The following is a 22796-nucleotide window of genomic DNA, read 5'->3' as shown; positions in this document are numbered from 1 at the left end:
CCGACCCCTCTGTCCCGTCAGCCGCAGTGTTCGAGCGGGCTGTCGTAGGCCGAGGAGCCGGCCTTGCCGCCCCACCTGACGCACTTGCCGGACGCCGAGGCGATGACCGGTCCCGCGTAGTAGGCGAAGTTGCCCGAGTCCGTCTTCCTCGTACTGCCCTCCACTTCCAGGTAGGCCGTGGTGGCGGTGGCCGTGCCGACGTTCTTGTACTTCAGCGTCGTCACGCAGTTGTTGCCGTTGGAGGAGTTGTAGAGCAGGTAGACGGCGCCGTCACTGCCGAGCGTGGCCGAGTCGATCACGTCGTAGCCCGAGCCGCAGACCTCCGTCGGGGTGTGCGGGTTGCCGCAGTTCTTGGAGGTCACCGACTGCTGCGGGTAGCCGAAGGTGACGCCGTTGAAGACGGCCTTCTGGATGTTGGCCGGGTAGTTGGTGCCCAGCCGCACCTCGTAGTGCAGGTGGGGGCTGATGTTGTTGCCCGGCTTGCTGGTGTTGCCGACCGTGCCGATCTGCTGGCCCTGCGACACCGACTGGCCCTCGCTGACCGTACGGGAGTTCAGGTGGGCGTAGTACGTGGTCCAGCCGCCGCCGTGGTCGATCTTGACGAGGTTGCCGTACCCGTTGGTCGAGCCCTGGTGCGCGGAGATCACCACGGTTCCCGCCGCGGCCGCCACCACGGTGTCGCCGAGGTCGGCGTCCGCGGTGCTGCCCCGGTTGAAGTCGATCTCCCACGACTGGTGCGCGCTGCTGTTGCTGGAGTTGCCCGTCCACGTCTGGTTGCAGGGGAACGGGAGCTGGAAGTTCGTGGCCAGGATCTGCGCGTCCGACTCCTGCACGGGGTCGGCCGAGGCGACTGACGTCGTACCGAGGCTGAGTAACAAGGCGAGGCCCGCGACCATTGCTGCGCCGAGCTTCATGGGGTGATCCTTTCCCGTGGGATCTCTGAGACCAGGGTCTGGACAAAGCGCACAGGAATCGTCCAGAACCGATACAGGAAGCTGTCAGACCTCCGTAGAGGAGCCGATGTGCCGGTCACCTTCCATGTGCTCGGGCCGCTGGAGGTCCGTCGCGATGGCCGTCCCGTCCGGATCTCCGGCAGGAAGCCCCGCATGTTGCTGGCGACGCTGCTGCTCGACGCGGGCCGCGTGGTCGGCGCCGATCGGCTCGCCGACGTGCTCTGGCCGCACCGCCCGCCGCGCTCCGCCCAGGCCAACCTCCGTACGTACGTCAGCTCGCTCCGCTCCGACCTCGGGCCCGCGCTCCTGCGGGCCGACGGGGTCGGCTACGCGATCGACGTGGGGGCGGGCGCGCTCGACCTGCTGGAGTTCGAGGCCCTGGTCGACCGGGGCGAGTTCGCCGAGGCGCTCGCGCTCTGGCGCGGGGCGCCGCTGTCCGACCTGCCCGGCAGCCCCGTCTGGGACCGCCGTCTCGAACCCCTTCACCGGGTACGCCTGTGGGCCGCCGAGGCGCTGATCGACCGGCGGATCCAGCGCGGGGACCACGACGGGGCCGTGTCCGAGCTGCGCGGGCTGCTCGCCGAGCACCCGTACCGGGAGGACCTGTGGGGGCGGCTGGTGCTGACCCTGCACAGCGGCGGCAGGAAGGCCGAGGCCCTGCGCGCCTACGCCACCGTCAGGGCCCAGCTCGTGGACGAGCTCGGCGTCGAGCCGGGGGCCGACCTGCGCGGGGCGTACGAGCTGATCCTGGCGGACGAGGCGCTGCCCGCCGTGCCCCGCCGGCTCCCGCCGCGCCTGCCCGACTTCACCGGCCGGGCCGGCGAGGTGGCCGCGCTGGGCCGGCCGTTCTCCGTCGCGGTGATCTCGGGGCCGCCGGGCTCGGGCAAGTCGGCGCTGGCCGTACACGTGGCGCACGCGCTGTGCGGCGCCTACCCCTCCGGGCAGCTCCACCTGGAGTGCGGCCTGCGGGAGCCGGGCGACCTGCTGGCCGAGGCGCTCAGGGGGGTCGGCGTCCCCGGCGTGCCGCCGACCGTGGGCGAGCGGTCCGCGCTGTTCAGGTCGCTGCTGGCCGAACGGCCGATGCTGGTGCTGCTCGACGACGCCCGCGACGCGGACCAGGTGCGCCCGCTGCTGCCCGGCAACGGCAGCGCGGTGATCGTCACCAGCCGGCGCCGCATCACCGAGCTGCCCGGCGCGGTGCTGGTCCAGCTCGGACCGCTGGCGTCCGATGAGGCGCTGTCCCTGCTCGGCTCCATCGCGGGCGGGGACCGGGTGGCCCGCGAGCGCGAGGCCGCCCTGGCCATCGTGGCCGCCTGCGGCGGGCTGCCGCTGGCCGTCAGGAACGCGGGCACCCGCCTGGCCGCCCGGCCCGGATGGTCGCTGTCGGTGCTCAGGCAGCGGCTGGAGGACGACTGGCTCGGCGAGCTACGGGACGTGCGGGCCAGCTTCGACGACGGGTACGCGCGCCTGCCCGGGGAGGCCGCCCGCACGCTCGCGACGTTCGGCCTGCTGGGCGCGTCCGCGCAGCCCGGCTGGGTGGTCGACGCGGCGCTCGGGCGGCACGGGGCCGACGACGTGACCGACCTGCTGGTGGACGTCAGCCTGCTGGACCTGGTCGGCACCGACGCGGTGGGCCAGCCGCGCTACCGCGTCCCCGGCCTCATCGGCCGCCACGCGCTCGAACGAGCCTCCGCCCTGCCTCTCGGAGCGCCCCGGCTGGACGCGGTGGCCAGGGTGCTGGCGGCGTGGACGGCGACCGCGGAGCACGCCATGGCACGGCTGCCGACCACCGTGTTCAGCCTCACCGCCGCCCGCGCGCCGCGCTGGCGGCTGCCCGACCGCACGCTGGGCCGGCTGACGGCCGACCCGGTCGCGTGGTTCGAGGCCGAGCACGAGGCGCTGGCCGGGGCGGTGGAGGTGGCGGCCGGGTCGGGCCTGGCGGAGTCGGCGTGGGGGCTGGCCGCCGCCATGGTCCCGTACCTCGACCTGCACTGCCATCTCGGCACCTGGCGGCGCACCCACACGGCCGCCCTGGCCGCCGCCCGGACGGCCGGCGACAGGTACGGCGAGGCCGCCATGCTCAGGGGCCTGGCGCAGGTCAGCCTCTACCAGGACCGCTACGAGGAGGCGGCCGACGGCTTCACCCGCTCCCGCCAGATATTCAGCGACCTGGGCGACCGGCGGGCCGAGGCCACCTCCATCTGCGGGCTCGGGGCCGTCAGCCAGTTCAGGGGCCGGCCCGCGCACTCGCTCGTCCACTTCAGGAACGCGCTGGCCATCTTCGTGGCCACCGGCGACCGGCACGGCGAGGCGTTCGCCCGCCAGGCCATCGGCCGGGCCTGCCTGAAGTCGGGTGACCTGGCGCAGGCGTCGGAGTCGCTCGGCCAGGCCATGCGGCTGGCCCAGGAGCTGGGGGACGCCCATCGGGAGGGCTGCGTGTGCCTCCAGATGGGGCACCTGCACCAGGCGATGTCGTTCCACCAGCACGCGCTGGAGATCTTCGAGTCGCTGGGGGACCGGCACTGCGGGGCGTACGCGCTGCAGAGCCTGGCCGGGCTGCAGGCGGCGCGCGGGGACATCGCGCGGGCCTCCACCGGGCTCGAGCGGTCGCTGGAGATCTTCCAGGAGCTCGGCGACCTCAGCGGCGCGGCCTCCTCCACCCAGCTCCTGGGCGAGCTGTACCGCTCGGCCGGCCGGACGGGGCTGGCGCGCACCTATCTCAGCCACGCCAGCGCGCTGCGCCGCAGCCTCCCCGTCTAGGGCCTTTCCGCCGGGGCTCCCCGTCGAGGGCTTCGTGTCGAGGGCTTCGCGTCGAGGGCTTCGCGTCTAGGGCTTCGCGTCTAGGGCTTCGCGCCAAGGTCGGAGCGGATCATGCTGTAGCGCACGCCGTCGTGCCACTGCCCGGCCCGGAAGCCGGAGCCGCGGATGACGCCCTCGCGGGTGAACCCGGCCTTCTCCAGCGCCCGCTGCTCGGCCACGTTGGTGATCTCCGTGGACGCCTCGATCCGGTTGGCCGTCGAGTGGTCGAACAGGTAACGCGCGAGCAGCCGCTGCGCCTCGGTGCCGTGGCCCTGGCCGCGGTGCTCCGGCGCCACGATCAGCCCCATCTCCCAGTAGTAGCTGGCGCGGTTGGCGACGTGCTTGCTCCACGACATGAAGCCGACCCGCTCGTCGCCGTTCGCGATGATCAGGAGGCCGCCGTCGTCGCCCAGCATGCCGTTCTCCTGCCAGCGCGTGCGCATGCGATGGGGATTCTGGAAGCCGTACCACTGGAACTCGCCCGTGCTGCCGGGGTCGCTCGTGAGCCGGTGCAGGAAGGGCAGGTCGTCCTCTTCGACGGGACGCAGGCGAACAGTCATGATCGGGACACTAGACGACGTACCAGTCGCTTGAACCGGGACTCCTGGGGCGGGGCGCTCTCAAGGGCGTCAAGGGCCTGCGCGGCGGTCGGGCGCTTGGCCGGGGAGTGGTCGAGCATCCTGCGGACGACCTCCGGCACATCGGGACCGTGGGCGTCGGCGCTGGTCGGGAACTGGCCGGTGAGGAGCTGGTAGGCGATGGCGCCGGCCGCGTAGACGTCGGAGGCGGTCGTCATGAGGTCGGGCCGCTCCTGGCACTCGGGCGCCACGTAGTGCGCGTCGAGCACGTTGCCCAGCTCGTGGGCCACGGTGTAGTTGCGCGGGCCCGGCTTGGCATAGTCGAACCCGGTCAGCACCGCGCGCCCGTCGTCGGTGACCAGGACGGAGGCGGGGGTCAGCGCCCGGTGGACGACGCCGTGGGCGTGGGCGTGCGCCAGCCCGCGCAGCAGGTCCTGGATCACGCCCAGCCGGGCGCCCTTGCCCAGCGACAGCTGCAGCGTCTCGCCGTGCACGTCGTCCAGCACCAGCACGAACCGGCTCTCGTCGTCGATGGCGAAGAAGTCGCGCGAGCGCACCACGCACGGATGCGGGGGGATCCTGGCCAGCGTCTGGTACGCGTTGGCGATGCGCTGCCGCTCGGCCGCCCGCGCGTGGTGGTCGGCCAGCGGGTCGGCCTGGTAGACCCGCAGCAGCACGGTCTCGCTGCCCGGCAGCGTGGCGTTGAACGCCCGGTATTCGGTGATCTTGGTGTCGCCGCCGAGCTGCTCCTCGACCTCCCAGTTGCCGAACCTCGGCGGCGCGGTGCTGCGGCGCACGCTCTGGTTGAGGGCGTCGAGGATCGCGGTGAGGTACGGCTTGGTGTCCGGGCTGCAGCCGCGCCTGACCCTGGAGACGTCGCTGAGCGTAGCGAGCAGGCGGGGCAGGTCGGTGACGTTGATCGCGTCGCGCCCGGCCGGGTCGATCAGCTCGGCGTCGGGCGAGGAGAGCACGACCAGGCTGTCGACGTAGACCCGCTCCAGCTGGGTGGCCTTGGACACCAGCAGGCCCTTCAGCGCCTTGGCGGTGCCCCGCAGCTTGGCCACGGGGGATCCGAACGCCTCCCTGCGCGGCGGGAACCAGCGCGTGCCCGACACCTCGATGCGGCCCCTGGTGCCCTTGACGTCGACGACCACGATCGAGTGGCCGGTCAGCACGATCAGGTCGACCTCGAAGACGTCGTGGCCGCGCGGAACCTCGATGTTGTGCAGCAGCAGCCAGTCGGCGGGCGCCTGGTCGCGCAGATAAGCGATCACCCGCCGTTCGGCGTCGTTGACCGGACGTCCCCCGCCGACGATCTCTGCCATGAGGGGTATCCTCCCACGATTGCGCATTGACAGCATGTTGTCGAAATGACAAGATGTTGTCATGAAGAAAATTGTGCACCACGCCGTTTACGACACGTTCGCCGACTGGGAGACCGGTCACGCGACCGCGCACCTGCGCAACGGGCGCTACCACCGCGAGCCGGGCGGCTACGAGATCGTCACCGTGGGGCTGACCACGGACCCCGTCGTCAGCATGGGCGGGCTGCGCGTCACCCCCGACCTGGCGCTCGACCAGCTCTCGCCCGCCGCCAGCGCGCTGCTCGTCCTGCCCGGCGCCGACCTGTGGGACGCCGGCCCGTCGCTGGCGCCGTTCGCCGTCAAGGCCGGGGAGTTCCTGGAGGCGGGGGTGCCGGTGGCGGCCATCTGCGGCGCCACCGCCGGGCTCGCCCGCGAGGGGCTCCTGGACTCGCGCGACCACACGAGCGCGGTGGTGCAGTATCTGGAGGCGCAGGAGGGTTACGCGGGCGCCAAGCACTACCTCGACCGGGACGCGGTGCTCGGGGGCGATCTCATCACGGCGGGTCCCACGGAGCCGGTGGCGTTCGCGCGGGAGATCTTCCGCCGGCTCGACATCTACCGTCCGGAGGTGCTGGACGCGTGGTTCCGGCTGTTCGCGAACAGCGACCCGTCCGCGTTCGAGGTGTTGATGGCGGCATGAGCGAGACGGGGGAGCTGGCCTCGGGCCTGGCGCTGGGCTCGTTCCGGCTCAACGGGCAGTTCATGCACGTGGCGGAGGGGCTGGCTCGCCCGGCGGGGATGACGGCGGCCTGGTGGCAGGTGCTCGGGGCGGTCCTGCGCGAGCCGCTCCCGGTGGCGGGGGTGGCCCGCGTCATGGGGATGACCAGGCAGGGGGTGCAGCGGATCGCGGACCTGCTGGTGGAGCGGGGGCTGGCCGAATACCAGCCCAACCCGGCGCACCGGCGCGCCAAGCTCATCCAGCCCACGGCCGCCGGGCGCGAGGCCATCGCCAAGATCAACCCCGGCCATCAGGCGTTCGCCGATCGGCTGGTGGAGGAGCTGGGGGTGGACGGCGCCCGCGACTGCCTCGCCGCCCTCCACCGTCTCTCCACCGCCCTCGACCACATCAGCACCCCCTCGTAGCCCCGACGCCTTCGTCCACCTCTCACCCCCTTGCAGCCCCGACGCCTTCGTCCACCTCTCCACTCCGCTCCTGGCCCCGACGCCCTCGGCCGCGCCCCCCGAAGTCGCATGCGGGCGTCCTGGGGCGAGGTGCCTGGACGAGGTCAGCGCCCGGCACCTTGGGGGAGGCGGTGGTAGCCACGCCGTCCCGTAGCCCGCCCGCCGTCACCGGAGTCTGCGGCGGGGTTTGAAGACCGAGAGCGTGGTCGCGGTCATCAGCATGATGATCTGCGTCCCCAGCGCGGCCACCTGCCCCCACTGGCGGGTGGCGGGGACGGCGGCGCCGCCTTCGGTGGCGGCCGCCATTCCCTCGGGGTCGAACAGGAACATGCCCACGCAGATCACGGCCACCAGCAGTACGAGCTTGGCCGCCACCCAGTAATGGCGAAACAGCCCCCAATGGCTGGTCAGCCCCAGTGTGATGCCGCTGATCAATGCGATGAGGCTGAGCGGTATGCCGCCCGCGAAGACCAGGGCGGGCATCAACCGATAGGCCGCGTGCGCCAGCCCGGCGTCCTTTGTCAGGGCCGCCGCCGTATTCAGCACGACCAGCCCCCACACCTCGCCGACCAGCGCGACGGACGCGATGACATGGATAACCATGACCGTCTTGCGGATACGCGGCCGCATCGATCTCACCTCCGCATTCAGCGAACTCGCCGGCCATCATCGCCGCTTTGTTCGCCCGGCACGTCAGCCTCCGGAGGGCTCTCCGGGTACGCCGGCAGGCGTAGGAGCGCTGCTCAAGTTTCGGGCGATCGTTTCCTAAACGGCAGTGCGGGACCGGCCCGCCAGGTGCGCGACGAGCCAAAATAAATCCCGCCAAAAGGACACCGAACCTCGGACGCGAGTAGCGGTCCGGTGACGGGTGCGAAAACTCCGCGCCAAGAAAGCGACGTTCCGCCTTGACCTCGGGGTGGGCTTTTTGAGTTGCAGTTCCGGCCGCCTGCCGCGATGGTTATTTCCGGCACCTCACAGCCCTGCACAAACGACTAGGCGCTGAATTCCGGCGCCGATCCATGGAGGAAATCACACATGATCCGTCGCATTCTGGTCGGTGCAGCGATCGCGGCCGCCGCGTTCGGCTTCGCCGCAACGGGAGCCTCGGCCAGCGTCGGCCCCAACCCGCACAACAGCGGGCAGTCCATCCTGAGCCAGCTGAGCGCACTGGACGACCTGACCGCGCTCAACGACGTCCTCAACGACTCCGTGAAGTACGTCGACATCCTGACCCTCCTCCACCTGCAGGACATCGACGCCAACATCCTGAACAACCAGGAGAACACGGGCGACAACAACTGACGGCTCCTCTCGTGGCGTAGGCAGGAAGCCGATCGGCGGTTCCCGGGAGGGGATTCCGTCCGGCCAAGGTCGTCTTCCTGGTGCCTTGAGGTGAACCGCGAAAACGGGCCGTGGACGCTCGCGAGCCCACGGCACGGGCCCGGTGCGCACCGAGCTCTCCGTCCCGCGGCCCAGGTCGATCACTGCAGGACGACCTGGGCCGCGTGGCCGTTCACGGCGGCGGAGCTCGGCGCGTGGCCGCCGTCCGGGGCCGCGGAACCGCGCACGTGGCCGTTCATCCAGGTGGTGCTCGGCCGGACCACGCCGAGGAGGGTACGCCTGCCGAGCGGGTCCACCCGGACGGACTGCCCGGTGTACGGGGCGTGCACCATCCGCGTCGCGTCCACGACGATGCCGACGTGCTCGGGCCCGGGACTGTGGGAGTCGTTGTCGAAGAAGACCAGATCCCCCGGCTCCGCCTGCTCCTTGGGTATCCGGATCCCGGAGCGCCACTGCTCCCGCGTGGTCGAGCCGATCGACACCCCCGCCCGCGCCCACGCGTATTCCGCGAGCCCCGAGCAGTCGAATCCCCACGTCTTCGCGCCTCTTCCGGTGCCGAATCCGGGGCCGTTCACCCCGCCGCCGCCCCACGAGTACGGGACGCCGATCATCTCTATCGCCGCCCGCACCGCGATCGCCCCGCCCGCCGATCGCCAGGCCATCGCGGGAATGGCCGGAACCGCGCACAGAATCACCGGTGCCAGTGCTATCGGCAGCAGCCGCCGTGTTCCATTCATGACATATTCAGCGCTCCCGTCGACGCGCCTCCGCCGGCCCGTTCTCCCGGTAACATTCCTCCTTCTCTATAGCGATAAAACGGACTTTGGCCATACGGGGCGTCCGTATGGCCATAAGCTGAAAAACTGCCCCCACACCACCCCAGGGCAAGTCCTGATTAATCGTATATATCGGGACGATCCATGATCAGCAATCAAGGAAATGGGGCGCGCATTTGACTCCGGATTGGCACAGTCGGGTTGCGACCCGTCGAGACGCCGCGAGAATGTTATTCCTGGAATCTCGCAGCCCGGTGCGAGTGATTCACGATGACGCGCATCCCGCGCAAATTCCGACGAAGGAGAAAACAAGAAATGATGCGTCGCATTCTCGCTGGTGCAGCGATCGCGGGTTGCCTGCTCGGGTTCTCGGCCACGAGCGCCTCCGCCGACGTCGGCCCCAACGCTTTCAACAAGAAGGCGCAGATCCTCAGCCAGCTGAGCCTGCTCGACGACCTCACGCTGGCCAACGACGTCCTCAACGACTCCGTGAAGTACATCGATCTCGTTACCGTCGGTCACCTGCAGGATCTCGACATCAACCTGCTCAACAACCAGTCCAACGTGGGCGACAACAACTGAGCGCGTACGCCTGACGTGAGGGCGCTCCGGTAGCCACGGCCCCCGTGGCGGCACCCTACCGGAGCGCTCCCCGGGCCGGGGCGGCACCGTCCGAGTCGGATCTTCCGCAGCAGTCAAGGGCACGGCCATGCCGTGCCCTTCATAATTTCCCCGTAATTCGGTCATTTTCCGGCGAAAATTACATAGGCAAACATACTTCGTGTAACCTGGGTTCTGGTTATTTGCCAGAGCAGGATTACACCCCCAGAGCGTGCGTGTTGGGGGGGCGAAGAGCGTGAGCGTCCAAGAGCGGTTGCTCTACCAGGATGGGCAGCTGACGATCACGGTGCGCGCTGCGCCCGGAGCGCCGGCTGTCGCGCTGGTCGGCGAGATCGACGCCTCCAACAGCCCCGCGGTGGCCCGCGCCCTGGCGGGGTGCCGCCAGGGCGCGTACATCGTCGTCGACACGGGCGAGCTGACCTTCATCGACGTCTCCGGCCTGCGGGTGCTCGTCATGCCCACCCTGCCGCCCGCGGAGCGGTGGATCCGCCTGCACAACGTCACGCCGTACCAGCGGAGACTGCTCCGCATGATGGGCTGGTTCTACGAGCCCCGCACCCATCACCTGCCCGCGTAGGCCGCCGAGGTGCCGAGGCCCGTCGGGCCGCCCAGCCGCCGCTCGGGCACCCGGTTGTGGCGCAGCAGCGAGTCCTCGTCGAACCGGGAGCAGTGGTGGTGCCAGTGGAACACCCCGGCCACCCAGTTGCGCAGCCCGTCCACGAACGCGTCGAGGTCCTGCCGGGCGTCCGCGTCGAGGTCGTCGCGCACGACCGGCAGCTCGTGCTCGACGATGTGCTGGAACTGGCCCATCCGCGAGTCCAGCAGGTCGGTCACGATGCCGAGCGCCGTCGGGTAGTCGCAGTCGAAGAAGTGCTGCACCACCAGGATGCCGTTGTGCAGGTCACCCTCGAACTCGATCTCCTTCTGGTAGGAGAAGACGTCGTTGAGCAGCGTCCCGCAGTCGGCGGCGGTGTTCTCCAGCGACCGGATCGGCCCGCTCTCGCGCAGCTCGCGGGGGAGCCGACGGCCGTTCCGCAGCCGGCTGAAGCTCATGGTCAGCTCGCTGCCGGCGGCCTGCCGGCGCATCTCCATGAAGTCCACAGGGTCGGGGATGCGGTTGGCGAACTGGTTGCCCAGCTCCCACAGCCAGGCCAGGCACGTGGTCTCGACCGCCTCGCGCAGCTCGCGGCGCCCCTCCGGCGGCATCGACCCCACCGTGCGCGCCCAGACGTCGGCCAGGCCCCGCTCCAGCACGCTCGTGGGCGCCGGCGCGGGCGATCCGTCCAGCGGCATGAACGCCGAGAACCGCTCCACCGCGATCCTGGCCGCCACGAGGTTGCGTGACCGGCCGAAGACGGCCGGGAAGTAGTCGTCCGCGTACGTGCCCCACGCCATCCAGTACGACGCCACGTCCAGCTCCTCGGGACTGCCGTCGGGATGCATGCCCGCGGTGCACAGCGGCAGGTCGAGGTCGAGGAGCCGTCGCTCGTCCCACAGGGTCGAGTCGAGCATCCCCATCTCCCGGCACCAGGCCACGGTGTTGCGCCGGGCGGCGTCGAGGTGCGGCGACAGCCGGACCTGGAAGGGCATCTGCAGGCCGGGGATCCGCGAGGGCCCCACCCGCTGGTACGGCACGTACGTGAAGCTACGCAGCCGCTTGGCCCCCAGCATGTTGACGATCGACGGCATGCCCAGCGGCTTGCGGGCGGCGACCCGCTTGTTCATGTAGCGGCTGGAGCGCAGGTGCCACTCGTGCCCGCCCGACTGCCAGTCCTGCAGCCCCTTGACGTAGGCCAGCACGCCGGCCGCGGTGAGCGGGTCGACGCCGTACTCCACGAACAGCGGGCCCAGCTCGCCCAGCGCCGTGTGCTCGAACTGCTGCAGCCGCGAGGTCAGCAGGTCGTTGACCGCGTCGGCGGCCTCCTGCGTGCCGCACCCCAGGAACCTCTCCAGCACCAGCACGCCGTTGCTCAGCTCGCCCTCGTCCCCGACCTCCCGCTCGTAGGAGAACAGGTCGTTACGCAGGTGGACCCCGTCCGCGAAGGCGTCCTTCAGCACCCGCAGCGGCCGGGTCCCGGCCAGCCGGGCGGGCACCTCGGCGCCCACCGCGTGCTCGACGAGCCCCGCCGACCAGGGCGCCCCGCCGACCTTGCGGCGCATCTCGATGTACTCGACCGGGTTGGCCACCCGCCCCCGGTTGATGTTGGCCAGCTCCCAGAGGGACTCGTTCAGCAGGTTTCTGGTGCTCTCGGCGAAGCGCGCCCGCCAGTCCGCAGACCTGCTGGGCACGGTGCGCACCCACAGGTCGGCCAGGCCCGCCTCGACCGGGTTGGTGGGCTCGGGCATGGTCAGGTCATCGCCCATCGGCATGAACTGCGCGATCCGGTCGAGGTACGCCTTGCCGCCCGCCAGGTCGCCGGTGCGCTTGAAGACCTCCAGGAAGTGGTCGTCGAAGAAGAAGACCCACACGTACCAGTCGGTGATCAGGCAGAGCTCGACGGCGTCGCAGTCGGGATGCGTGTACGAGCACAGCAGCGCGTAGTCGTGGGCGTCGAGGTCGGCCTCCTCCCAGATGCCCGAGCCCTCGGACATGCCCAGCTCGAGCGCCCACTGCCTGGAGTGCGCGCGAGCCTCTTCGAGATGCGGGTTCAGCCGCGCCGGATACGGCATGTAGAAGTCCGGCAGTTCGAACGGCTGGCTCATGCCAACTCCTTCAGGTAAGTAATCGGCCGGCACCGCGCGCAGGCGGTGCCGGCCGTCCGGTCCCTCGCTCAGCCGTTCCTGCCGACCTCGACGTCCTCCAGCACGCCGAGCGCGTCAGGCACGAGCACCGCCAGCGAGTAGTACGCACTCACCAGGTAGGAGATGACCGCCTTCTCGTTGATGTTCATGAACCGGACCGACAGGCTCGGCTGGTACTCGTCGGGGATGCCGGTCTGGTGCAGGCCGACGACGCCCTGGTTCTCCTGGCCGGTCCGCATGAGCAGGAACGACGTCGTGTACGTGGAGGAGACCGGGATCTTGTTGCACGGGAAGATCGGGACGCCCCGCCAGGCCGGCACCTTGTGCCCGAAGGCCTCGATGGACTGCGGGTAGACGCCGCGCTTGCTGCACTCCCGGCCGAAGGCCGCGATGGCCTGCGGGTGCGCCAGGAAGAACGCCGGGTCCTTCCACACGGTGGCCAGCAGGTCGTCGAGGTCGTCGGGGGTGGGGCGGCCGGAGCGGGTGCGGATGCGCTGGCTGAAGTCGGCGTTGTGGAGCAGGCCGAACTCCTTGTTGTTGATCATCTCGTGTTCCTGCCGCTCGCGCAGGGCCTCGATGGTGAGGCGGAGCTGCTGGTCGAGCTGGCTCATCGGCTGGTTGTACAGGTCGGAGACCCGGGTGTGCACCCGCAGCACCGTCTGCGCCACGCTCAGCTCGTACTCGCGCGGGCTCTGCTCGTAGTCCACGAACGTGCCGGGCAGCACGGGCTCGCCGCTGTGGCCGGCCGCCAGGTCGATCGCCGCCTCGCCGTAGTCGTTGTGGGCGTGCTCCCCGCTCGCCGAAAGCCACTGGTCCAGGTGCTCGCGCAGGCCGGGCGACTGGTCGGCGAGCTGCTCGAAGTCCTGCCGGGACAGCGTGAGAACGGTGGTCTTGGTCTTGGCCCGCGCGGTGAAGTCGAAACTGCCGCCACTCGTCAGCGTCGCCTCACCGAGATAGTCGCCGTCGGCCAGGACGCCGAGGTTCTGCTCGTCGCCGTACGCGCCGCGGCTCACCTTGGCCACCCGGCCGTGGGCGATCAGCACCAGCCGGTCAACGGGGCGGCCCTCGGAGACGATCTCCTCGCCCGCCTCCACCTCACGCTGGGCGAAACGATCGGCCAGCGCCCCCAGCACCTCCGTATCGTCGAAGCCGCGCAGCATGGGCAGCTCGGTGAGCTCCGCAGGGATGACCCGCACGTCCGAACCGGTCGTGCTGAACGTGATGCGGCCGTCACCCAGCTCGTACGTCAGCCGCCGGTTGACCCGGAACACACCGCCCGAACACTGCACCCACGGCAACAGCCGCAGCAGCCAGCGGGAGGTGATCTCCTGCATCTGCGGCGGCGTCTTGGTCGTGGTCGAGAGCTGTCTGGCGGCCTCGGTGCTGAGGCTGAGCTGGCCGTTGCCGTTGACAGCCTCAGGTGTGGACGAGTTGGTCGTTTCGGTCATCGTGCTGCACCACCAATCTGGGTTTGGGACCTAGCCGGGGTTGCGGGTGGATCGGATTTCGAGCGGCAGGGAGAACGTGAGGGTCTCCTCGGTCACGGTCACCGGCTCCACGTCGTCGTATCCGTGGGCGGCGAGCCAGCCGAGTAACTCCCCGACCAGCCGCTCGGGGACGGAGGCACCGGAGCTGACCCCGACGGTCCGCACGCCGTCGAGCCAGCGCTCGTCGGCGTCGGCGGCCCGGTCGACCAGGTAGGCGGCGCCCGCGCCCGCGTTGAGTGCCACCTCGACCAGCCGCCGGGAGTTGGAGGAGTTGGCGGAGCCGACGACGATGACCAGCTCGCACCGAGGGGCGATCCTGGTGATCGCCTCCTGGCGGTTCTGGCTGGCGTAGCAGATGTCGTCGCTGGGCGGGTCGACCAGCTGGGGGAAGCGTTTGCGCAGCTCGGCGACGGCCTGCATGGTCTCGTCCACGGCCAGCGTGGTCTGCGACAGCCAGCTCATCGGGTGCGAGCCGCCCGCCGTCAGCTCGTCGGGCCTGGCCGGGTCCACCACGTGGATGCGCTCGGGGGCCTCGCCGAACGTGCCCTCGACCTCCTCGTGCTCGGCGTGGCCGATGAGCACGATCTCGTAGCCCGCCTCGGCCATGCGCACGGCCTCTTTGTGGACCTTGGTGACCAGCGGGCAGGTGGCGTCGATCGTCCGCAGGCCGCGCAGCCCCGCCTCCTCCTTGACCACCGGCGCGACGCCGTGGGCGGAGAAGACGACCAGCGAGCCGTCGGGGACCTCGTCGAGCTCCTCGACGAAGATCGCGCCGCGCCGGGTGAGGTCGTCGACCACGTATGTGTTGTGCACGATCTGTTTGCGCACGTAGACCGGTGGACCGAAGCGTCTCAACGCCTCTTCGACGGTGCTGATCGCACGCTCGACGCCCGCGCAGAAGCCGCGCGGGGCCGCGAGAAGAACCTGTCCCATCTGGGGAACCCCCTACTTGGTGCGGTGCGCGAGCTGGTCGGCCAGCACGGCCAGCGCTCTGGCGGCCTCCGGCTCCATCCGCGCCGCGGCCAGCGCCGTGACGGACTCGCGCACCCGGTCTTCGATCATTTCCTCGACCTCGGCCAGCGCTCCTGTGTCGCGCAGGATCTCCCGCAGCTCCTCGGCGCGCTCCTCGGTCAACTCCGGGTCGCCGTGCCACCTCCTGAGGTGGGTGAGCTGGGCGGGGGTGGCCCGCCGTACGGCGTGCGCGACGAGCACGGTGTGCTTGCCCTCGCGCAGGTCGTCCAGCGCCGACTTGCCGGTCTCCGACTCCAGGCCGAACGTGCCGAGCACGTCGTCGCGGAGCTGGAACGCCTCGCCCAGCGGCAGGCCGAAGCGCGAGTAGGACTCCAGCAGCTCCAGCGAGGCCCCGGCCAGCGCGCCGCCGATCTGCAGCGGCCGCTCGACGGTGTACTTGGCGGTCTTGAACCGGATCACCGTGAGCGCCTCGTCCACGCTCGCGCCCGAGCGGAGCTGGGCCAGGACGTCGAGATACTGGCCGCTGATGACCTCGGTGCGCATCGTGTCGAACACGTGGTGCGCGGCCCGCAGCCGGTGCGGCTCCACGCCGCACGACGACAGCATGGTGTCGGACCAGGCCAGGCTCAGCGTGCCGAGCAGGATGCCGCCCGCCTGCCCGAACGCGTCCGAGCCCGGGCCGCGGTGCAGCCCGGCCAGGCTCCTGTGCACGGTGGCCCGGCCGCGCCGCAGCTCGCTGCCGTCCATGATGTCGTCATGGATGAGCAGGCCGGCGTGGCAGAGCTCCAGGGACGCGGCGGCGGTGATGATCTCGTCGCCGTCGCCCCCGCCGGCGCCCCGCCAGCCCCAGTAGCAGAGCTGCGGCCTGACGCGCTTGCCGCCGTTGAGGACGAAGTCGGTGAGCAACTGGTACGCCGCCTCGACGTCGGGGTCGTCGACGGGAGCTCGCCAGGTCTCGAGGAAACCGGCCAGGCGACGGTCGATGCGTGATCCAACGTTGTGCTGAGTGAAGCTCACCGGCATGCGCGCGGCTCCTTCTGTCAGGGCGTCAGCTACCAATAGTTACTCACTCAACACAGAGCGTGTAAAGCGCTTTGGCGCGGAGGGTTCGCCCTTTGCCGAGATCTAGGCGTGTCGGGAGGTCGCCCTGAGTCGCCGCCTGTTTGGCGGCTTATGCGGGGGTATGCGGCATTTGTGCCCCTTCCGTAAGGAGACACCATGAAGGCAGTCACCTGGCACGGCAAGCGCGACGTCCGGGTCGAGGAGGTTCCCGACCCGGCCATCAAGGAGCCCAACGACGCGGTCATCAGGATCACCAGCACCGGGATCTGCGGCTCCGACCTGCACCTGTACGAGGTGCTCGGGCCGTTCATGGCCGAGGGCGACATCCTCGGGCACGAGCCCATAGGCGTCGTCGAGGAGGTCGGCCCCGCGATCGAGAACATCAAGCCGGGTGACCGCGTGGTCATCCCGTTCAACATCTCCTGCGGCCACTGCCACATGTGCGGCATGCAGCTCTACGCGCAGTGCGAGACCACGCAGGTGCGCGAGCAGGGCATGGGAGCGGCCCTGTTCGGCTACACCAAGCTCTACGGGCAGGTGCCCGGCGGGCAGGCCCAGTACCTTCGGGTGCCCGAGGCGCAGTTCGGCCCGCTCAAGGTGCCCGAGGGGCCGCCGGACGAGCGCTTCATCTACCTGTCCGACGTGCTGCCGACCGCCTGGCAGGCCGTCGAGTACGCGGACGTCCCCGAGGGCGGCAGCGTCACCGTCTTCGGCCTCGGTCCCATCGGCCAGATGTGCTGCCGCATCGCCCGCCACCTCGGCCACCAGGTGATCGGCGTGGACGGCGTCACGCAGCGCCTGGAGATGGCCCGCCGCCACGGCGTCGAGGTCATCGACGCGAGCGAGGTCACCGACGTCTCCGAGGAGGTCCGCCAGCGGACCTCCGGACGCGGCACGGACTCGGTCATCGACGCGGTCGGCATGGAGGCCCACGGCTCCCCGGCCGCCAAACTCGCCCAGACGCTCACCACGATGCTGCCCGGCGCGGTGGCCGCGCCGCTCATGTCGCACACGGGCGTGGACCGCCTCGCCGCCCTCAACCACGCCATCGACTCCGTACGGCGCGGCGGCGTCATCTCCGTCATCGGCGTCTACGGGGGCATGACGGACCCCATGCCCATGCTGCGCATGTTCGACAAGGGCATCACGATGCGCATGGGGCAGGCCCACGTCCGGCGGTGGACCAGCGCGCTGATGCCGCTGGTGACCGACGAGTCGGATCCGCTCGGCGTGATGGACCTCGCCACCCATCGGATGCCCCTGGAGCAGGCGCCCCTTGCGTACGAGATGTTCCAGAAGAAGTCCGACGGAGCTGTCAAGATCCTGCTCCAGCCATGATCTGGCAGGTCAGAGGGGTTTCGCTGCCCGATCGGCGGGCAGCGAAGCACCCATGAGAGTCGTGGTGGTGGGTGCGACCGGCAACGTCGGCACCAGCTTGGTGCGGGCGCTGGCCGCCGACGACGGCGTGACCTCGATCGTCGGGGTCGCCCGCCGGTTGCCCGGTTGGCGGATCGACCGCACCGACTGGCGGCAGGCGGACGTCGCGACCGCGGATCTGACGCGGATCTTCGACGGGGCGGACGCGGTCGTCCATCTCGCGTGGCTGTTCCAGCCCACCAGGGATCCGGCGACGACCTGGCGGGCGAACGTGCTGGGCAGCATGCGCGTCTTCCGCGCCGCCGCCGAGGCGGGCGTGCCCGCGCTCGTCCACGCCTCGTCCGTGGGCGCGTACTCGCCGGGGCCCGACGACCGGGCGGTGGACGAGAGCTGGCCCACCCACGGCTGGCCCGGGGCCGCGTACGGGCGGGAGAAGGCGTACGTCGAGCGGGTGCTCGACGTCTTCGAGCACGATCACCCGGGCATCCGGGTGGTGCGGATGCGGCCGGGGTTCATCTTCCAGCGAGCGGCCGCCACCGAGCAGCGCAGGCTGTTCGGCGGGCCGTTCGTGCCGGGGTGGCTGATCAAGGAGGGGCGGATCCCGTTCGTGCCGGACATCCCGGGCCTGCGGCTGCAGGCGCTGCACGCGGAGGACGCGGCGGAGGCCTACCGGCTGGCCGTCACCAAGGAGGTGCGGGGGGCGTTCAACCTGGCCGCCGCACCCGTGCTCGACCCGCCCGACCTGGCCAAGCTGCTCGGCACCCGTACGGTCCCGGTCCCGCCCGCCGTGGCCAGGACGGTCATGTCGGCGGCCTGGCACCTGCGGCTCCTGCCGGCCGCGCCCGGCCTGCTGGACCTGGTCCTGCGGGCCCCGATCATGAAGACCGACCGCGCCAGGGACGTGCTGGGGTGGACGCCGCGGCACCCGTCGTGGGAGGCCGTGCGGGAGCTGTTCGAGGGGCTGCACGACGGGGCCGGCATGGACACCGCGCCGCTGGCCCCCGACGGCGGGCCCGTCGGCCGCGTCAAGGAGCTCGCCGCCGGTGTCGGTGGGACGTCCGGGGTGTAAGTCGTCTCCTCCGGGGGAACGTGACACCTGACGCGAGGTCCTGAAGCGCGAGAGCCGCCCTGTAGCCGCCCTGTCGGACGACACGGAGGGAGCGCATGCGGACCCTGATGGCCCAGCCCTTCACCCTCGACGACGTCACCAGGCTGCGCCGCGCCGTGGCCGTGTGCGCCAGGAGTTGCGGGCTGAGCAGCCCCCGGCTGGACGACTTCGTCCTGGCCGTGCACGAGAGCGTCGTCAACGCCGTGGAGCACGGAGGCGGGCATGGGTACTTCAAGCTGTGGACGGTGAACGGCGTCATCCGCTCGGAGACGTCAGACAAGGGGGCGGGCATCCCCGACGGCTACGTCAACGGCAGCATCAGCCCGCTCGACCTCGCGCAGGGCGGCAGGGGGATCTTCCTCATCCGCCGGCTGTGCGACACGGCCGACTTCGACACCGGTCCGGACGGGACGACGGTCCTGCTCACGATGCGGCTGCCCGGCGGCCCGGATCGCGCGGCCCACGAGGTCATGAAACGCATCCGCGTGATGGCCGGCTGCCGCCCCTTCGGCCGCTTCACCGCCTGACCCGCTCCGCCCCGGGTGGGGGATGGGCAGGTAGGCTCGCTACGTGAGCGGCGAAGCGCTTTCTCCTGGGATCATCTCGCCCGTCCGGCGCATCGGGCGGCGGGAGTTCGATTTCGCGCGTCAGGTCGCCATCATGGCCATCGTCAACAGGACGCCCAACTCCTTCCACGACCAGGGCAGCACGTACGAGCTCGACAGCGCCGTGGCGGCCGCGTGCCGGGCCGTGGACGACGGGGCCGACTGGGTGGACATCGGCGGGTTCGCCTTCAGCGCGGCCCAGGCCCAGATCGGCGCGGACGAGGAGATCGACCGGGTCGCCCCGGTCATCGCCGAGGTCAGGAAGGCCACCGACGCCGTCATCTCCGTCGACACCCACCGGCCCGAGGTGGCGCGGGCGGCGGTCGAGGCGGGCGCCGACGTGATCAACGACACCAACGGCCTGCGCGAGCCCGGCATGGCGGAGTTCGCGGCCAAGTCGGGGGTCAGCGTGATCGTGACGCACAGCCTCGGCGGCCCGGGCAGGCGCGTCTTCCGGCCGAGCTACCAGGACGTCGTCGCCGAGGTGTCCGGCTACCTGCGCGAGCGGGTCGCGTACGCGCTGGAGGCCGGGATCGCCCCGGACCGGATCATCATCGATCCCGGCCACGACCTGAACAAGAACACCTTCCACTCCCTGGAGCTCACCCGGCGGCTGGAGGAGATCACCGCGATCGGCTATCCGACGCTGGTGGCCCTGTCCAACAAGGACTTCATCGGCGAGACGCTCGACCGGCCCCAGGGGGAGCGGAGGGAGGGCACGATCGCCGCCAACGTCTTCTCGATCGTCAAGGGCGCCCGCATCCTGCGGGTTCACGACGTGGCGGCCACGGCCGCGTCCGTCCGCATGACCGAGGCCATGCTCGGCTGGCGTGGCCCGCTGACCCCGAGTCACAACCTGGCCTGAGGAGGGCGTCTTGACCGAACGGAAACCCCTGGGCATGCCGTTCGAGAGCTGGATCGACCGGCAGATCCGGGAGGCGCAGGAGCGCGGCGAGTTCGACGACCTGCCCGGGGCCGGCAAGCCGCTGCCGGACCGGCCGCACGACGAGATGTGGTGGATCAAGCAGAAGGTCGAGAGCGAAGGGCTGTCGATGCCCCTGCCGCCCACGCTGGCGCTGCGCAAGCAGGCGGAGGAGGCGCTGGCCGACGCGCGCGGGGCCCGTTCGGAGGCCGAGGTGCGGCGGATCCTCGACGAGATCAACCAGAAGATCCGCGATGCGATCAGGACGGGGCTGTCCGGGCCGCCGCTCAACCTGATGCCGTTCGACGTCGACAAGGTCATTTCGGAGTGGCGCAAGTCTCAGAGGTAGGTGAAGGGGCCCCGCGGACGGGGCCCCTTCGGGTGAATCGAGGGACCCGGGTCAGGCGGGTCCCTCCGAGAGACCCGGGTCAGGCGGGTCTCTCGGGCTCATGTCGTCGTGACGACGATCAGTTGACGGGCGGGTAGGCGTTCCTCAGCAGCTCCTGGAACTGCGCCGAGAACCAGCGCCCCGACAGCGGCGCGTCGGGCAGGGCGCCGCTCAGGTTGTTGCCGTTGAGGTTGTTGCCGTGGTAGGTCGGGTCGCACATCCGGTCGAACTTCTTGCCCTCGTCGTTCGGGATGTCCGAGCTGGCGCCGTCCGACTCGCCCGGAGGCTTGATCCAGACGTAGGCGTCGAGCCCGGCCGCCGGGCTGGCGGTCGGCCGCGCGCCCAGACCGGCACCGCTCTGGTTGCACCAGTTGCCGGCGTGGATGCGGCGGTCGGTCCGCGACTGGTTGACGAAGTCGTCCACGTTGGTCGAGGTGCTCGGCCCGCTCGGGCGGGCGGAGCCGCCCCAGCCGTTGCGCGAGGTGTCGATCAGCATGCCGAGCCCGCTCTTGAAGCCCTTGGAGACGAGGGCGCTGCGCAGGGCGGTGGCGAAGGACTGCTCGTCGACGTACCAGTTCCAGTCGACCCACTTGGACTGCCGGACCGAGGTGCCGTTCACGGACGAGTTGATCGTGAAGTACGGCTCGGTGGTCGCGCCGTAGTTGGCGGTGTTGACGATGAAGCCGTCCACGCTGTCCACACCGGCGGTGGCGCCGGCCACGGTGTTGTAGAAGAGGTTGACCGTCGGGTTGAAGTTCGAGTCCCAGCCGAGCCACGCGTGGTGGGCGGCGTCGATGTAGGTGTAGACGTTGGTGATGGCGTGCAGCTTGTTGAGCGCGTAGCGGACGCCGTCGACGTAGGCGCCGGACGAGTTGGCCTCGGCGCACTTGGCGAAGCTGAGGTTGGTGACCAGGTTGGGCAGCGAGTCCGGCTCGATGACCGTGACGATGCGCAGGTTCGCGTACGCCGAGTCGCTCATGATCGCCGCGATCGGGTCGATGTACTCGGTCTTGTAGCGGTTGAGCCCGTTCTCGGAGACGAGCAGCTCGCCGTTGGAGGCCAGCGCCGAGCAGTCGCGGTTGGGCAGGTCGTAGATGACGAACTGGACGGTCAGCGGCGTGGAGCCGTTGGCGGCGTCCTGCCTGACGGCCTCGTCCAGGTGGGCGCGCAGGCCCATGGCGGAGGAGGAGCCGGCGATGGCCGCGATGCGGTCCAGCCAGACGGCGGTGGAGGTGTTGGCCACCGCGGAGCCGCCGGGCTCGGCCTGGGCCTTGGCCTTCCAGTCGGGGTTGACGTAGCCGGTGGCGCCGGCGTACGGGTTCTCGACGTGGCCGCCGGGGGTGGTGCCGCCGTCGTTGTCGGCCTCGGTGGCGGTGACCGTCCTGGAGGTCAGGCCGGTGGAGGCGACGGTGATGGTGCGGCTGCCGTTGGCCGTGTCGGAGTCCTCGGAGGCGGCCAGGGTGACCGTCTGCGGGGTGTTCCAGTTGGACGGCGTGAAGGTGAGGCTGCCGCCGCTGGAGACGGTGATGTTGGTGTCGCCGGTGCCCGCCGTCGAGGTGACGGTCACGTTCGAGGCCGGCGCGGCGGCCAGGCGCACGGTGTACGTGGCGGTGGCGCCCTCGGGCACGGTCACCGCGGTCGGCGTCACGATGATCGACTGCTCCACCACGGCGTCGTCGTCCACCTCGGTGGCCGAGACCGTGGCCGGGGTGACGCCGGTGCCGCCGACGGTGAAGGAGGCGGTGCCCGCCGTCGTGTCGGCGTCCTGGGCGGCGGCCAGGGTGACGGTCTGGGCGGTGTTCCAGTTGGACGGGGTGAAGGTCAGCGAGCCGCCCGAGCTGACGGACAGGTCGGTGTCACCGCTGGTCCGGGTGGTGGTGACGGTCACGTTGGCGGAGGGGGCCGAGGAGAGCCGGGCCGTGAACGTGGCCGTGCCGCCCTCGTTCACCGCGACCGAGCTGGCCGAGGTGACCACCGACGGGGTGGTGGGGTTCCCGCCGCCGCCGCAGTTGACCCCGTTCACGGTGAACGCGGTCGGGTTCGGGTTGCTGCCGGTCCAGGTGCCGTTGAAGCCGATGGACACCGAGCCGCCGGTGCTCAGGCTGCCGTTGTACGGCATGTTCGCCCCGGTCACCCGCGTGCCCGACTGGCTCCAGTTGGCCCCCCAGCCCGTCGGGGTGTACTTCTGCCCCGTGGTCGGGAAGTCGAAGCCCAGGTTCCACGAGGTGATGGGGTCACCGGTGTTCTTCAACGTGATGCTCGCGGTGAAACCGCCCTGGCCGGGGCTGCTCGTCCACGAATTGGCAGAGTAGGTCACGTCGCAGGCGACGGCGGCGCTGGCTGCCGTGCTCTGGCCGACGACGAGCCCTAAGGCCGCGACACTCGCGGCGGTCACGGTCACGGCCCATTTGCGGAGGCCGCGTTGGAGTCTCACGAGCGATCATCTCCAGTGTTAGAGGGCTGGGAGCGCTCCCATGGTCTGTCGTGGTTCCATCCGTGTACAGAGGGCGGTGCTCGCGGAGGTGTCCGCCGGGCCGCATGCTCGTTGAATGCCCCGGAACGCGGATGAAACTTTCATC

The 22796-nt window shown here is 70.5% G+C and carries 21 protein-coding genes; 11 read left to right on the top strand and 10 right to left on the bottom strand.

Annotated elements, in window-relative coordinates; all coding sequences use genetic code 11:
• Nucleotides 1-17: 17 nt before the first annotated feature.
• On the bottom strand, nt 18-914 hold the full coding sequence (locus H4W80_RS33775) for a M23 family metallopeptidase (RefSeq protein ID WP_192788782.1): 897 nt from the start codon (nt 912-914) through the stop codon (nt 18-20).
• 108 nt (nt 915-1022) lie between these two features.
• Between H4W80_RS33775 and H4W80_RS33770 the strand changes: the two genes are divergently transcribed.
• On the top strand, nt 1023-3713 hold the full coding sequence (locus H4W80_RS33770) for an AfsR/SARP family transcriptional regulator (RefSeq protein WP_318787190.1): 2691 nt from the start codon (nt 1023-1025) through the stop codon (nt 3711-3713).
• An 80-nt stretch (nt 3714-3793) separates the two neighbouring features.
• On the opposite strand, the gene H4W80_RS33765 is transcribed toward H4W80_RS33770, so the two are convergent.
• Complete coding sequence (locus H4W80_RS33765; protein ID WP_192788781.1) at nt 3794-4312, bottom strand: GNAT family N-acetyltransferase; 519 nt, start codon at nt 4310-4312, stop codon at nt 3794-3796.
• Complete coding sequence (gene mads6, locus H4W80_RS33760) at nt 4309-5655, bottom strand: methylation-associated defense system protein kinase MAD6 (protein ID WP_192788780.1); 1347 nt, start codon at nt 5653-5655, stop codon at nt 4309-4311. The genes H4W80_RS33765 and mads6 overlap by 4 nt, the downstream gene beginning before the upstream one ends.
• A 61-nt stretch (nt 5656-5716) precedes the next feature.
• On the opposite strand from mads6, the gene H4W80_RS33755 reads away from it, so the two are divergent.
• On the top strand, nt 5717-6334 hold the full coding sequence (locus tag H4W80_RS33755; RefSeq protein ID WP_192788779.1) for a type 1 glutamine amidotransferase family protein: 618 nt from the start codon (nt 5717-5719) through the stop codon (nt 6332-6334).
• On the top strand, nt 6331-6777 hold the full coding sequence (locus tag H4W80_RS33750) for a MarR family winged helix-turn-helix transcriptional regulator (RefSeq protein ID WP_192788778.1): 447 nt from the start codon (nt 6331-6333) through the stop codon (nt 6775-6777). The genes H4W80_RS33755 and H4W80_RS33750 overlap by 4 nt, the downstream gene beginning before the upstream one ends.
• Before the next feature lie 204 nt (nt 6778-6981).
• Here the strand turns inward: H4W80_RS33750 and H4W80_RS33745 are convergent, their stop codons facing one another.
• Nucleotides 6982-7446, bottom strand: a complete 465-nt coding sequence (locus H4W80_RS33745) for a SirB2 family protein (RefSeq protein WP_192788777.1) — start codon at nt 7444-7446, stop codon at nt 6982-6984.
• A 405-nt stretch (nt 7447-7851) separates the two neighbouring features.
• Here H4W80_RS33745 and H4W80_RS33740 point away from each other — a divergent pair, with 405 nt between their 5' ends.
• Nucleotides 7852-8118, top strand: coding sequence for a hypothetical protein (locus H4W80_RS33740; RefSeq protein WP_185069285.1), 267 nt, complete (start codon nt 7852-7854; stop codon nt 8116-8118).
• A 179-nt stretch (nt 8119-8297) separates the two neighbouring features.
• On the opposite strand, the gene H4W80_RS33735 is transcribed toward H4W80_RS33740, so the two are convergent.
• Nucleotides 8298-8819 carry a C40 family peptidase gene (locus tag H4W80_RS33735; RefSeq protein WP_192788776.1) on the bottom strand — a complete coding sequence of 174 codons (522 nt, stop codon included), beginning with the start codon at nt 8817-8819 and terminating at the stop codon, nt 8298-8300.
• Nucleotides 8820-9248: 429 nt separating this feature from the next.
• Between H4W80_RS33735 and H4W80_RS33730 the strand changes: the two genes are divergently transcribed.
• Nucleotides 9249-9515, top strand: coding sequence for a hypothetical protein (locus H4W80_RS33730; protein ID WP_192788775.1), 267 nt, complete (start codon nt 9249-9251; stop codon nt 9513-9515).
• Nucleotides 9516-9789: 274 nt separating this feature from the next.
• A complete protein-coding gene (locus H4W80_RS33725) occupies nt 9790-10131 on the top strand; it encodes an STAS domain-containing protein (RefSeq protein WP_192788774.1) in 342 nt (113 codons plus the stop codon).
• On the opposite strand, the gene H4W80_RS33720 is transcribed toward H4W80_RS33725, so the two are convergent.
• From H4W80_RS33720 to H4W80_RS33705, 4 genes are all read right to left on the bottom strand, one after another.
• Nucleotides 10116-12257 carry a terpene synthase family protein gene (locus tag H4W80_RS33720; RefSeq protein WP_192788773.1) on the bottom strand — a complete coding sequence of 714 codons (2142 nt, stop codon included), beginning with the start codon at nt 12255-12257 and terminating at the stop codon, nt 10116-10118. The two genes, H4W80_RS33725 and H4W80_RS33720, sit on opposite strands and share 16 nt — an antisense overlap.
• Nucleotides 12258-12325: 68 nt before the next feature.
• Nucleotides 12326-13744, bottom strand: a complete 1419-nt coding sequence (locus H4W80_RS33715; protein WP_192788772.1) for a family 2B encapsulin nanocompartment shell protein — start codon at nt 13742-13744, stop codon at nt 12326-12328.
• Between the two features lie 30 nt (nt 13745-13774).
• The gene (locus tag H4W80_RS33710) at nt 13775-14716 is read right to left on the bottom strand and encodes a 4-hydroxy-3-methylbut-2-enyl diphosphate reductase (RefSeq protein ID WP_192788771.1); all 942 of its coding nucleotides are present in this window, start codon (nt 14714-14716) and stop codon (nt 13775-13777) included.
• Between the two features lie 12 nt (nt 14717-14728).
• Nucleotides 14729-15778 (bottom strand): polyprenyl synthetase family protein, encoded by a 1050-nt coding sequence (locus tag H4W80_RS33705; RefSeq protein WP_192788770.1) that lies wholly within the window; start codon nt 15776-15778, stop codon nt 14729-14731.
• Between the two features lie 195 nt (nt 15779-15973).
• On the opposite strand from H4W80_RS33705, the gene H4W80_RS33700 reads away from it, so the two are divergent.
• From H4W80_RS33700 to H4W80_RS33680, 5 genes are all read left to right on the top strand, one after another.
• Entirely contained in the window at nt 15974-17155 is a 1182-nt protein-coding gene (locus H4W80_RS33700) for a zinc-dependent alcohol dehydrogenase (RefSeq protein ID WP_192788769.1), read from the top strand.
• A 52-nt stretch (nt 17156-17207) separates the two neighbouring features.
• Nucleotides 17208-18263, top strand: coding sequence for an NAD-dependent epimerase/dehydratase family protein (locus tag H4W80_RS33695; protein ID WP_192788768.1), 1056 nt, complete (start codon nt 17208-17210; stop codon nt 18261-18263).
• A gap of 95 nt (nt 18264-18358) precedes the next feature.
• Nucleotides 18359-18829, top strand: coding sequence for an ATP-binding protein (locus H4W80_RS33690; protein WP_192788767.1), 471 nt, complete (start codon nt 18359-18361; stop codon nt 18827-18829).
• 43 nt (nt 18830-18872) lie between these two features.
• Nucleotides 18873-19772 (top strand): dihydropteroate synthase, encoded by a 900-nt coding sequence (gene folP, locus H4W80_RS33685; RefSeq protein WP_192788766.1) that lies wholly within the window; start codon nt 18873-18875, stop codon nt 19770-19772.
• Nucleotides 19773-19782: 10 nt separating this feature from the next.
• Nucleotides 19783-20178, top strand: a complete 396-nt coding sequence (locus H4W80_RS33680) for a DnaJ family domain-containing protein (RefSeq protein WP_192788765.1) — start codon at nt 19783-19785, stop codon at nt 20176-20178.
• Between the two features lie 118 nt (nt 20179-20296).
• Here the strand turns inward: H4W80_RS33680 and H4W80_RS63895 are convergent, their stop codons facing one another.
• Complete coding sequence (locus H4W80_RS63895) at nt 20297-22651, bottom strand: glycoside hydrolase family 6 protein (protein WP_192788764.1); 2355 nt, start codon at nt 22649-22651, stop codon at nt 20297-20299.
• Nucleotides 22652-22796: the final 145 nt, after the last annotated feature.

The organism is Nonomuraea angiospora (assembly GCF_014873145.1).
In the GTDB taxonomy this organism is placed as follows: domain Bacteria; phylum Actinomycetota; class Actinomycetes; order Streptosporangiales; family Streptosporangiaceae; genus Nonomuraea; species Nonomuraea angiospora.
This window is presented reverse-complemented; position numbering and strand designations above follow the sequence as displayed.